Below are 12929 nucleotides of genomic sequence, written 5' to 3'. Positions count from 1 at the left end.
AGCGAGTAAATCCACAGATTCACTCGCTTTTTGTATTCATATGATTCAAGACCAACCGTTGAGCCTTAAATGAACAATAGTAGTAAAGTCAACACCAGTCCAGCCGCGGCAAACAAAACACCTTTTTTAAAGATAGGTGTTGATGGCATGAACATCCAAAAAGCGGATACTACAAAGAACAGCAGCCCAACGCCAAAAAAGATATTGAGATAGTAAAGTGGATCGCCAGTTTTGGCTTTATGAAAATGCTGGAGTTTATCAAGCAAATAAGGTGTTTGCATTTTAGTAAACACGGCATCGCCAGTCGCCGTATTATAAGTTCCTTCTTTAAAGTAAAGTGTATCGTTAGAGGTTTTAATGACTTCTAATTTCTTGATCCGCAGCTCGGTGCGCAGCGCGGCTTGGTCTAGATTTGTGGCGATACGCTTTTCATGAATTACCTCTTTTTTCAAGTAATCGGTATCTCTAAATATCAAGGCAATACCACTTATTGCATAGACCGCCATGATACCAGCCAGAAAGAACCCTAGATTCCTGTGATACAATCGCATTTTGTTAGATGTCTTCCTGCCCATTTCAAGATTTTAAAAGCTGCAAAAATAAGTGATGATCCTTAGGGAATACATCCATGAGATGAGATTGTCATAATTACATGATGTCGCACATTTGTAATTGGAAAAGTCAGGATGATGGTTAGAATTACGCTTTCGCGAAAGCTAACTTAGTACAATCATATCGCACGAGTCAAACTTTTGTCTTAGCCACTACCACTGGCTTATCTCGCTTCCTGCTATTGATAAAATATACACCAGTGAGCAATAACAAAGCCGCAATACCTGTCTGTAAACTGATTGATTCCTCTAGGAAATACCAACCTAATAAAATAGCTATTACAGGATTCACAAAGCTGGAAGTGGTGACCTTCTCTGGCGAGACATGTTTCAACAAATAATTGAATGACGTGAAGGCCGCAATGCTACCAAATAAAATCAAACAAATAATAGCGATTTGTGTGTTGTCCTGCCAGACTAGCGGTGATTTCCACGGTTCTTGAAAACATAGGCTGGCAATGACTAGTATCACTCCAGCTGCGATCATCTGGTAAGCGGTGGCGACAAAAAAGTTCTTTGGTAAATCAGCTTTGGCAACAAACAGGCTACCGCTACACCAGGCAATCAGGCAACTTAGGATCATCAGGATCCCAATGACCATTCCTTCCTTTGAGATTATATCTTTCTGGCTTACCAGCAGGTACATACCAATAATACCCAGCGTCACGCCTACCATGGATTTCCATTGTAGTTTCTTGCGTTGTATCACGCGCATCATGAGTAAAATTATGAGCGGTTGTAAGGAAGCTAACAAGGAAGCAAAGCCTGTATCTACCCATTTGAGCGCCCAGACAAATACACCATTGCCGTAGGCGAGAAATAGAAATCCAGCGAGCGTACAATTGAGAAGCTGCTTACGTGTAATGGCAAGGCTTTTTCTAGTAGCAATAGAGATGGCAAAAACCAACAGACCAGCGCTTGTAAAACGAATTGAAGCTAGGAAAAATGGTGGTAATTCCTTGACGGCCATCTTGTTCCATAGGAACGTACTACCCCAAAAAACATACACGCAAAAAAATGCAATAATAAGTAACCATGTTTTTTTAGAAATACTCATTGTAGGCTGGACTTATTCCAATTAAGCGGGCAAAGCTAGAACATTCTATGACCGTAATGTACTATTGCAAGAATCGATTTTGCCAATAGATTAAAGCACAGAATTATTGTTGTACCCAATGGTATTGGATTGAAAATCTATTGCCACTTATTTCTAATCTCTGCTAGATTGAGATTATGAATACTGCCTTCATGGCTATGCTTTTTAGAATAATCTGGTTGATAGGTTCCTGCCTCGACTTGACCGCCAATGGTTTTATATGCATCTCTAAAGGCAGCGCCATCAACGACTAGGTTGTTGATGCTATCTACTGTAAACAGGTATTGATATTTGGGATCGTTGAGATCTATATCTTTTACAATTACTTGTTTTATAGAGTAGTTCATGATTGCGAGGCAATCCTGCATATCGATGATTGCTCTAATCATGGACTCTTTGAGTAGCTGGTAATCGCGATGATAACCGCTGGGCAAGTTATTAGTAATCAACACCATCTCGCTTTGCAGTGCCTGAATGCGATTACACTTACCTCTAATTAATTCAAAGACATCTGGATTCTTTTTGTGTGGCATGATGCTGCTGCCAGTCGTCAATTCATCAGGAAAACTCACAAAACCAAAATTTTGGCTCAAGTACAAGCATATGTCCATCGAGAATCGTGAAAGTGTGTTGGCAAGACTACCCAAAGCATAACTAATGGTACGCTCGCTTTTACCGCGAGCCATTTGTGCTGCAACCACGTTGTATTTCATGGTGGCGAATCCCATTTCTTGGGTCGTCACGCTTCTATCGATCGGGAATGAACTACCATAACCAGCCGCACTTCCTAGTGGATTTTGATCCACAGTTTTTAAAGCTGCATCTAACAAATAATTGTCGTCCACCAATAACTCTGCATACGCAGAAAACCATAAACCGAACGATGATGGCATTGCAACTTGTAGATGGGTGTAGCCTGGTAATAATTGGTCTTTGTGTTTATCGGATAGGTTCAGTAGTGTTTCAAAAAGTTCGTGAGTTTTGGACTGAATGTCTTGCAATTGTTCCTTGTAAAATAATTGCAAGGCAGTAATCACCTGATCGTTACGTGATCTTGCCGTGTGGATTTTTTTACCAACGTCGCCGTACATTACGGTAAGCTCGTGCTCAATTTTAGAATGTACATCTTCAAACGTGTCCTCAATAACAAACTCACCATTGGTGATTTGTGTTTTGAGCTTTTCAAGACCTTGCAGCAATTGATCCAACTCTGTCGCATCCAGAATACCGATTTTATTAAGCATTTTAGCATGTGCAGCAGATGCTTGAACATCATAAGCCGCAATATGTAAATCAATTTCACGATCGTTCCCAACCGTGAATTGCTCTATGCGATCATCTATTTTAAGTCCTTTATCCCAAAGTTTCATATTGTTTTTTATTCTTTACTGCCTTAATTCGAGTTATATGATGAAATGCTCTGTCGTTTCATATTAATTATTTGACGAAGCATTTAATTCAATTTATTCGTTTGTTACTTTTTCCATTACCGAAAAAGTAACCAAAAAGTCTAGGCTGTGGCACACCTGTCTAAAAATTTCGCTTCCTGCGCTAAAGAAAATTAAACCGCTTTCGTTGGAACATTCATTTCGTTCCTATCATATGTTTTAAACTGATCACCACTTAACTGCATACCGACAAATTTTCTTTTAAACGCTACGATAGCTTCATTTTTTACGACAGACTTGCCAATGCCAATTTCAAAAAGCCCTCTTATTTTCCATCAAATCCTCTAATCCTCTATTCTTCAAGTCTTTAATCTTTCTTCTTTAATACTTACAAGATGTTTTCTAATATCTCCCTATAAATCTCTATTCCTTCCACGATCTCGCTTACATAAATGAACTCATCTGCAGTGTGTGATCGCTGGCTTAAACCTGGTCCCAATTTTACCGATGGACAGGTTAGCACGGCCTGGTCAGATAGCGTTGGTGAGCCGTATGTTTCTCTGCCTAAAGCAATGCCTGCCTTGACAATATCATGATCCAAGGGAATGCTCGATGAATTTAACCGCAGACTACGTGGTATGATGCTATCGCACGGTGATTCTGCTGTTAAGATATCGGCTATTTCCTGATTTGAGTAAGCATCGTTAACGCGCACATCGATCACTAATTCTACCTGTGATGGTATGGCGTTGTGCTGGACGCCTGCATTGATTTGTGTGACCGTCATTTTTACTGGACCTAATACAAGTGACGCTTTCGCGAAAGCGAAATTCTTAAACCATTCTAACACAGGAATGGTATTGTAAATCGCATTATCATCATTAGGATGTGCCGCATGACTTGCTGTTCCTGTAACGACGGCATCAAAGACCACCAACCCTTTTTCTGCTACCGCAAGATGCATCTGTGTAGGTTCTCCAACGACTGCCACATCAATATGCGGAATGATATCCAACATGCTGCATAAGCCATTGGTGCCGCTATTTTCCTCTTCGGCGCTGGCGACGATGACGAGATTGTAATTCAAATGTTGGTGGTCATAAAAATGAACAAAAGTCGCCAGCAAGCTCACTAGACAACCGCCTGCATCATTGCTTCCTAGGCCATACAACCTATCATTTTCTACAGTCGCTGTAAATGGGTCACGAGTGTAGGCCTTGTTGGGTTTTACGGTATCGTGGTGCGAATTGAGCAATAGCGTAGGTTTACCTTCTTCAAAATGCTTATTGGTAGCCCATATGTTGTTTCTGTCTCGCTTCACTTCTACCTGATGGTTTATCAACCAATCAGCAATTAAATCTGCGGTTTTATCTTCTTCCTCTGAAAATGATGGTGTCTGTATCAAACTCTTGAGCAATTCAATCGCTTCTTGTGTCAGTAAATTCATAAACTCAAGGTTGTATGATTAATATTGCTGTTTATCATAGATGGCAACCCTATGTGCACGCTTGATACACCATTTTCAAGGGCTTCAAAACTGTTTTGCAATTTGGGTAACATTCCATCTGCAATTACTCCATCATTTTTTAATTGCTGGTATTGTTTGAAGTTTATGTGCTCAATCAAACTTGATTCATCGTTTATATTTCTCAATACTCCAGCTTTTTCAAAGCAGTAATAGAGCTTTGTTCTGTATGCTTTTTCTTCAACAGGCTTAGGACGGCGCCCTTCGACAAACTCAGGACGACGCTCTCCGGCAGGCTCATTGCGGAGCGCGAAAGCGGAACTTAAAACTGCCGCAACGGTATCTGCATTAGTATTGAGTAATTGACCAGCACCATCGTGTGTAATAGCGCAAAAAACTGAGGTGATTTCTTGATCCAGCAGACTTTGAATAAAAGTCGTATTGACCTTTACTGGATCACCCACATGGCCAAAATCAATAGGACTTTTGTCTCTTATTTTAGAGGTTATGCTGTTACCATCGGCGCCTGTAAGTCCTAACGCATTGCAATCCAAAGCTTGCAATCTGGCAACAATATTCTTGTTGATCTTGCCTGCATAGGCCATCGTGATGATGTCTAGCGTCGCATCGTCGGTAATGCGGCGACCATCAATCTGCTTTACTGTTATTCCTAGCTCGTTGGAAATTTGAGACGCAATAGTACCACCGCCATGAATCAGTACTTTTGGTTCTTTTATCTCTGCAAAGTCTTTTAAAAAAGCATTCAACATAGCCTCATCATCGATGAGCTTACCTCCTATTTTTATAATTTTAAGATCGTTCATTTTGATATTTTGTCAGTCGTGAGACGTGATAATTAGAATTAATCACTCCATTCGGTTTTTGTTATTGAGTAACTGCGATCTGTGCAATTCAATTCAACATTGAAAAACTCCTTTTCAAAATTCATCAATTTGCTCAAGATCCTTATGGAACCCGGATTTTCAACGTTTGCATTTGCAATAACCTTAGACACTCTTAACACATTAAAATAGTAGTCCAGCATACCTTTTGCGACCTCGGTGCCATATCCTTTTCTCCAATAATCTGGTCTAAATCGATAACCCAGTTCCTGTTCATTATTCTCAATAAGAAATAATGCAAGTCCTATCGCTTCATCCTTTCCTTTCTCCACAATCGCACAAAAACATTTTGTTGAACCTAAATCTGATAATTCCATTTTTTGGAAGGTTTCAAATCGATCCTTTACGATTTCTGCTGTAGCTGGTTTTACAGGAATTTTTTCCAAGATAACGGCACTCGTCAACAATTCTGTGAAATACAATTCATCAGATTGTTTAAGCCTTCTCACTTCCAATCGATCTGTTTCAAATATCTTCAATCTCTTTTAATTAACTATTTAATTTTAAGTATTTTAAATTATAGCACCTGTTGTATTAGTTTAAGTCTTTAAGCAGCAACTTCAAAACAGCCTGCGCCGCAAACGTCCTATTTCCAGCTTGCTCAATCACTACTGATTGATCACTGTCAATGACAGCATCTTCTACCACCACGTTGCGCCTCACCGGTAGACAATGCATGAATTTCGCATGGCCTAATTTTTCTTGAGTCATCATCCAATCGATATCTTGCTGTATGACTTTACCATAGCTGTCAAAACTGCTCCAATTCTTGACATATATAATATCGGCATTTTTACAGGCTTCTATCTGGTCATTGTTGATTTCAGTACCGGCCGTGATTTCTGGATCGAGGTCATATCCGCGCGGATTTGTTATTACTAAATCGACATCACTCATTTTCATTGCGGTGATAAAACTATTTGCTACCGCATGCGGCAACGATCGTGGATGCGGAGCCCACGATAAGACTACCTTTGGTCTTTTCTTCAATTCTTGCTCTTTAATGGTAATCGCATCGGTCAATCCTTGCAAAGGATGTGATAACGCACTTTCCATATTGACTATCGGCACACCAGCGTTCTTGATGAAGGCGTTCAATATCTTTTCCTGTTGGTCTTCAATTTTGTCTTTCAAATTAGCAAAGGCACGTACCGCAATAATATCCGCATATTGAGCGATGACCTGTGTGGCTTCTTTGATATGCTCTGCCGTGTCAAGATTCATGATGGTGCCATCTTCAAATTCTAGATTCCATGAGTTTGATACATTAAGTACCATCACATCCATTCCTAGGTTGCGTGCGGCTTTTTCTGTACTTAATCTTGTGCGCAAACTGTTATTGAAGAAAACCATCGCAATAGTTTTGCGCTTGCCTAGGTCTTCATAAGCATACGGATCGTTTTTAAGTTCTAAGGCCAGATCAACGGTCGCTTGAAAATCCTTAAGATCTTTTAAGTCGCTATAATGATTCATGAGGTTCTAGTTTTTAAGGCTTTCTTCAAGGCTGTTACAAAATGATCTAAATGATGTTGTTGTACCGTCAATGACGGTAATATGCGTATTAGATTAGGGTTTTTGGAATTCCCTGTAAAAATCCTATGATTAAGAATCAAATCTTTACGTAGCTCTGCGATTGGGAAATCAAATTCTAATCCCAACATCAAGCCACGACCCTTCACTCGTTTGATTTCTTTAATCTCTTTGATTTGGTCAAGAAAGTAAGTAGAAGTATCGTTTGCTTTTTGCATTAGGTTTTCGCTTTCTATCACATCTAGCACTGCGTTTACCGCAGTACAAGCCAGATGATTGCCGCCAAAAGTCGTTCCCAGCATCCCAAAACTTGCTTTGATATCATGATGAATCAACACACCACCAACGGGAAATCCGTTGCCCATTCCTTTGGCAATTGGTATTAAGTCAGGTGTCCATTTGTGTTTTTGAAAGGCAAAGAAATCTCCTGTCCTACCAAATCCAGACTGTACCTCGTCTGCGATGATGAGACAATTATGCTTTCGCGAAAGCGTAACTATCAAATCAAAAAAGCTAGTAGTAGCCTCATCGAGTCCACCAACGCCTTGAATCGTCTCGATGATAATGCAACAAACATCACCTGTTTCTAGCGCTTTTTCTACGGCATTAACATCACCCAATTCACAAAATATGACTTCCTGCTGTGCATTGATAGGCGCTACAATTTTGGGGTTATCAGTAACTGCAACTGCCGCACTGGTCCGGCCATGAAAACTGTTGTTAAAAGCAATCACTTTCTTTTTGCCTGTTGCAAAGGATGCGACCTTAAGCGCATTTTCATTAGCCTCAGCTCCAGAATTACATAAGAATAAATCATAATCATGGCAACCAGAAAGGCGTGCCAACTTATCAGCCATTTGCTGCTGCAATGGATTTTGAATTGAATTACTGTAAAAAGCAATCTTGTCGAGTTGATCAGAAAGTCTTTTTACATACGTAGGATGCGAGTGACCTATGGAAATTACAGCATGACCGCCATAAAGATCTAGGTACTCGTTATCGTCTTTATCATAGATATAGACATCTTGCGCACGAACTGGCGTGATGTCAAATAACGGATATACATTGAAAAGTCCCATTAGAAATAGCTTGCTTTAAGGTCAAGACCTAGTTTCTCCTCAAGTCCAAAAACGAGATTCATATTATGAACAGCTTGACCTGACGCACCTTTTAATAAATTATCGATCGCGCTGGTAATCAGCAATTGGTCGCCGTGTTTTTCTAAATGAAGAATGCAATTATTTGTATTCACAACTTGTTTTAAATGTATAGGCTTGTTGCTCACATGCGTGAAAACTGCATGCTTATAATATTTCTTATAAACCCCTTGCGCATCTTCTAACGTACCATCATATTGAGTATAGACCGTGGCAAAAATCCCTCGGGAGAAATTACCACGATTAGGAATAAAATGAACCTTCTGCTCAAAAGCAGATTGCAGTTGAGTTATAGATTGATAGATTTCATCTAGATGCTGATGATTAAAAGCCTTATAGTTACTGAAGTTATTGTCGCGCCAAACGAAACTTGTGGTATCAGACAAGCTCGCTCCAGCACCGGTGGCACCTGTTACAGCGTTGACATGTACATCTGTTTTGATTATTTCATTTACGGCCAGTGGTAATATCGCTTGCTGTATTGCCGTGGCAAAACAACCTGGATTTGCAATATTCTTTGAATTCTCAATTTCTTCACTATTTAATTCAGGTAGTCCATAAACAAATTTTCTGTCTTGAAAAACTGAGTCTGCCGCTAACCTGAAATCGTTGCTCAAATCAATTATAATAGTCTGGTTTGAGAAATGATGTGTCTCCAAAAATTTAGAACTATTACCATGGCCCAGACATAGAAAAACCACATCTACGTTAAGGTTCACTTGATCGGTAAACGCTAAGTCGATTATACCATAAAGATCTTGATGGACATCACTTATAGATTGTCCTGATTTTGAAGTTGTGAAGACAAAATCAATCGTTACTGCTGGATGATGGGTCAACAACCTTATGAGTTCACCAGCAGTAAAACCGCTACCACCTATAATTCCTGCCTTAATCATGAGCCCTTATTTACTTGTTGATAGATCTTTTGCGCATTGCTGTAGATCTTTATAAAACCCTTGGCATCATCAGCGCTCCATGCCTTATTTTCCTCACCGTAGGTTCCATATCCAGCGTTCATCAAATCAAAGTCTGATTCAATGCCATCCAATAAAAACTGATAAGGTTTTAAGGTAACAAATACTTTTCCTGTGACACTTTTCTGGCTGCTTTGTAAAAACGCCTCAATGTTGCGCATGACCGGATCAAGATAAAGACCTTCATGCAAATGCATCCCATAGAAACTGGATAAGTATTCCTTGTGTTGCAGTTGCCATTTACTCAAGGTATGCTTTTCCAGCAAATGATGGGCTTTTACCAGAATCAGTGAAGCAGCAGCCTCAAAGCCTACTCTACCTTTAATACCGACAATGGTATCGCCCACATGAATATCACGTCCTATTGCATAAGCTGATGCGACATCGTTGAGCTGCTCAATGAGATGATGAGATTCGCCAACGTGGTCATCAATAGCTGTGAGTTCGCCATTAGTGAAACTCAATGCTATTTGTTTGGGTTCCTTTTCCTGCAGTTGCGATGGATAAGCAGATTCTGGTAATGACTTGTTTGAAGTGAGCGTCTCAGCACCGCCGACGCTGGTTCCCCACAAACCTTTGTTGACACTATACTGAGACTTTTCCCAATTCATGTCGACACCATTTAACTTGAGGTATTCAATTTCTTGCTGTCGCGATAACTTTTGATCACGTATTGGAGTGATGATCTCCATATCTGGTGCAAAAGTTTGAAAGATCATATCAAATCGCACCTGGTCATTTCCTGCACCGGTAGAACCGTGGGCAATCGCCGTGGCCCCAATTTCATTAGCATAATTAATGATTTCAATGGCTTGAATGATACGCTCAGAACTTACTGATAATGGATACGTATTGTTTTTAAGCACATTGCCAAAAATCAAATACTTAACGATTTTATCATAGAAAGTCTCAACGGCGTCAATATTTTCATAGGTCTTTACTCCCATTTTATACGCATTGGATTCTATGTGCGCGATTTCATCGATTGTAAAACCACCTGTATTGACACTAACGGCATGGACTTCATAGCCCAGATCTTTTGATAGGTGAACAGCACAATAGGATGTGTCAAGACCACCGCTATATGCGAGAACTAATTTTTTCATTTGGTAGGATCTTTTTTAAAGAGAATGGATTTCTTTATGTTTTGTAAACGGTCATGCAGGGATTTTGTCACGACCTTTTTTTCTGGTTTGGGAATGCTTCTAGCTGGATCGTATATCATACCAGTGCACAAGCACATCTTTCTATTGGTACGTGTAAGTACATCAAAGTTTTTGCACGTTTGACAGCCTTTCCAAAATGCATCGTCTGTAGTCAACTCAGAAAATGTAGTGGGTTGATATCCTAGCTCATAATTGATTTTCATGACCGGTAAGCCCGTGGTAATCCCAAAGATTTTGGCATCAGGGAATTTCTCGCGTGATAGTTCAAAGATTTTTTTCTTGATCAGTTTTGCATATCCTTTACCACGATAATCGTGATGTACGATCAATCCAGAATTGGCTACATACTTGCCATGATCCCATCGCTCTATGTAGCAAAAACCCGTGAACTTTTGATTATCAAGAGCGATGACGGCATTCCCGTTTTGCATCTTGGTAGTAATATATTCTGGGGTACGCTTTGCGATACCAGTGTCACGCTCGACCGCTGATTTGTTGATGGTCTCGCATATAATATAAGCATATTTGAAATGCGATTCATTTGCAATTACAATATTCATTGTAAGAGAATTAATAAGTGAGTAAAATGTTTAACGAAAAGAGAACTGGACACACCTAAAGTTCTGTAAAAAATTAACAGCCTTTAACGGCGGCGGCGCAACAACATAACCATTCTTGGATTACTATTGCTCGATAAATATGGAAGGAAAAACATAGGTAGAAATTTTACAATTGATTAAACGGCAATGCACTCGAGGTCTAGCGACAGCGACGGCGGTTTTCAATTCTGGTGTATAATTCTACTGTAAGCATAGTCAAATGTAAGAAAAAAAACTTAGGATAATTTTAAATGCTAGGTTTTAGTGGAGATTACGCTTTCGCGAAAGCGTAACAATTGTAAGAATGCGCCTCAAAATGTAGGAAACAACTTTTTATTATTAAAAATATTTTAAATTTGTTTATACTTTAACCTCAAAACTTAAACAAGGTTATGTCTGTTTCTCAGCAGAAAGATAATGCCCAGCAAGGACTCAATACTATTAAGGGTCTATTTGAACACGATCATGAATTGTCCTTCAAGGTTTTTCAACACATGCCCATAGGTATTTGTGTTACTAATGCTAACGGTCATTTTACTGATGTTAATGCTACCTACTGTGATATCTATGGTTATACTCGTGAGGAACTTATAGGGAACCCGTTTACCATGGTGGTGCCTGATGAATCCCAGGATCAACTGGTAAATCTGCATGAGAGATTTCTTAAGGATGAATATGAATTGACTGGTCGATGGACTGTTTACGGTAAGTCCAAAGAGAAATTTGAGATCATCACAAACGCTGCCTTTCTCAAGGAATACGATACAGAAAATGATGAGGAAGATATAAGAAAGATGACTCTTGTAGTAAGGGCTGATGAGCTGCACAGGACCATTGCTCGACTTGAGACGTCAATAGAAATTCTAGAACGCAAATTAGAAACTCAAGATCTTGCACATAGACTTGCTGAACATGACATGCGCAATCGTCTAGCAACTATTGTGTCAGTAGCTGATATTCTTGCAAAGACTGATGTGGATGAGAAGCAAATGAAATGGATCGAGACCATCAAACACATAGGGATCGATACGCTACAATTGCTCACCAGTGCCAAGGATTATGCCGATATGGAGCGTGGTGATTATGAACCAAAAATTGAAGAATTTGATCTTATCCAATCCTTAGAAACGATGACTAAGGATTATAAAGATCTTATCAATCGCAAGAAGCTTAAGCTTACCATGAAGCTTGATGGCGAAGAAGTGATCCCTGGTGAAACATCGCTGAGAATCAAAGCAGATAAATTTTATCTAGATCACCTGTTTCAAAACTTATTAAGCAATGCTATCGAGGCATCGCCTAAAAAGGAGCGTATTAAAATCAAGTTGAATACTGATGATGTGCTTTTAGTCCACATCACTAATAAAGGGAATATTCCTAAAGATGTGCGCGAGAACTTTTTTAGTAAATACGTGACTTCGGGTAAGGAGCGTGGTACTGGTTTAGGTACTTATATCGCAAAAATGATTGCAGAGCTTCATGAAGGTGACATCACTTTTATAACTGGAAATAAAAAGGGTACGACGATAACCGTGCGCCTACCTATTAAAATTGTTTCTAAAGGTGAAAAATAATTAAGTCATCAAATTAGTTGACCTCAATAATGGAGCCATCACTCCTAAACTCGACATCCATATTTTTACCTTTTTGTTTGAACTCCACATCGTAAAACTGCCCTTTACTGAAGTGTTGAACCAACTCAACTTCTGTAATTTTGCGGTCTGCGTACTTGTCTTTGATGACGCTTTTAATGGCTTCTGGTAAATCCTTTTTAGAAATACTAGTTTCCGTCTCGACCCAAGCACCATTTGCTTCAAAGTCTGCACGGTATTTAATGCCCTCAATTTTAAAGTGCGATTCCCAATATCCGTGATCATCTAGTTTCCAGTCCGGATCATTTTCTCCTGGATACTTTGACATGAAATTTGCTTGTACGGCTTGAGGAACTTCGCTCTTCTTAGATTTTTGACATGATGCAGAAGTGGCAATAAATAATAATGCGAGTAGAATCGTAATGTTTTTCATAAACAATGGGGAA

The 12929-nt window shown here is 39.5% G+C and carries 13 protein-coding genes; 1 reads left to right on the top strand and 12 read right to left on the bottom strand.

Translation table 11 applies throughout. The features are described 5' to 3' along the window. Positions 1-65: 65 nt before the first annotated feature. The 11 genes from EJ995_RS08905 to EJ995_RS08855 all read right to left on the bottom strand — a co-directional run bounded on the left by EJ995_RS08905 (position 66) and on the right by EJ995_RS08855 (position 10852). Positions 66-575, bottom strand: a complete 510-nt coding sequence (locus EJ995_RS08905) for a hypothetical protein (protein WP_126447705.1) — start codon at positions 573-575, stop codon at positions 66-68. 169 nt (positions 576-744) lie between these two features. After that, complete coding sequence (locus EJ995_RS08900; RefSeq protein WP_126447703.1) at positions 745-1668, bottom strand: EamA family transporter; 924 nt, start codon at positions 1666-1668, stop codon at positions 745-747. A 137-nt stretch (positions 1669-1805) separates the two neighbouring features. Beyond that, positions 1806-3077: an argininosuccinate lyase gene (gene argH, locus EJ995_RS08895; protein WP_126447701.1), complete on the bottom strand. Its 1272-nt coding sequence runs from the start codon at positions 3075-3077 to the stop codon at positions 1806-1808. A 406-nt stretch (positions 3078-3483) separates the two neighbouring features. Next, entirely contained in the window at positions 3484-4542 is a 1059-nt protein-coding gene (locus EJ995_RS08890) for a M20 family metallo-hydrolase (RefSeq protein ID WP_126447699.1), read from the bottom strand. After that, a complete protein-coding gene (locus EJ995_RS08885; protein ID WP_164549901.1) occupies positions 4539-5384 on the bottom strand; it encodes an acetylglutamate kinase in 846 nt (281 codons plus the stop codon). Before EJ995_RS08885 ends, EJ995_RS08890 begins: the two co-directional genes overlap by 4 nt. 38 nt (positions 5385-5422) lie before the next feature. Beyond that, complete coding sequence (locus EJ995_RS08880) at positions 5423-5941, bottom strand: GNAT family N-acetyltransferase (protein ID WP_126447694.1); 519 nt, start codon at positions 5939-5941, stop codon at positions 5423-5425. A 55-nt stretch (positions 5942-5996) separates the two neighbouring features. Continuing rightward, a complete protein-coding gene (locus tag EJ995_RS08875) occupies positions 5997-6935 on the bottom strand; it encodes a Rossmann-fold NAD(P)-binding domain-containing protein (RefSeq protein ID WP_126447692.1) in 939 nt (312 codons plus the stop codon). Beyond that, a complete protein-coding gene (locus EJ995_RS08870; RefSeq protein ID WP_126447690.1) occupies positions 6932-8071 on the bottom strand; it encodes an aspartate aminotransferase family protein in 1140 nt (379 codons plus the stop codon). The genes EJ995_RS08875 and EJ995_RS08870 overlap by 4 nt, the downstream gene beginning before the upstream one ends. Further along, complete coding sequence (gene argC, locus EJ995_RS08865) at positions 8071-9048, bottom strand: N-acetyl-gamma-glutamyl-phosphate reductase (protein WP_126447688.1); 978 nt, start codon at positions 9046-9048, stop codon at positions 8071-8073. Before argC ends, EJ995_RS08870 begins: the two co-directional genes overlap by 1 nt. Then, positions 9045-10232, bottom strand: coding sequence for an argininosuccinate synthase (locus EJ995_RS08860; protein ID WP_126447686.1), 1188 nt, complete (start codon positions 10230-10232; stop codon positions 9045-9047). The genes argC and EJ995_RS08860 overlap by 4 nt, the downstream gene beginning before the upstream one ends. Then, the gene (locus tag EJ995_RS08855; RefSeq protein WP_126447684.1) at positions 10229-10852 is read right to left on the bottom strand and encodes a GNAT family N-acetyltransferase; all 624 of its coding nucleotides are present in this window, start codon (positions 10850-10852) and stop codon (positions 10229-10231) included. Before EJ995_RS08855 ends, EJ995_RS08860 begins: the two co-directional genes overlap by 4 nt. Before the next feature lie 431 nt (positions 10853-11283). Here EJ995_RS08855 and EJ995_RS08850 point away from each other — a divergent pair, with 431 nt between their 5' ends. Beyond that, positions 11284-12465, top strand: a complete 1182-nt coding sequence (locus EJ995_RS08850) for a PAS domain-containing sensor histidine kinase (RefSeq protein ID WP_126447681.1) — start codon at positions 11284-11286, stop codon at positions 12463-12465. Positions 12466-12478: 13 nt separating this feature from the next. On the opposite strand, the gene EJ995_RS08845 is transcribed toward EJ995_RS08850, so the two are convergent. Continuing rightward, positions 12479-12916, bottom strand: coding sequence for a PepSY-like domain-containing protein (locus EJ995_RS08845; protein ID WP_126447679.1), 438 nt, complete (start codon positions 12914-12916; stop codon positions 12479-12481). Positions 12917-12929 lie beyond the last annotated feature (13 nt).

This window comes from Nonlabens ponticola, from assembly GCF_003966335.1.
In the GTDB taxonomy this organism is placed as follows: Bacteria; Bacteroidota; Bacteroidia; order Flavobacteriales; family Flavobacteriaceae; genus Nonlabens; species Nonlabens ponticola.
Note: the sequence above shows the minus strand (reverse complement) of the source record. Positions and strands in the feature narration are given on the sequence as shown.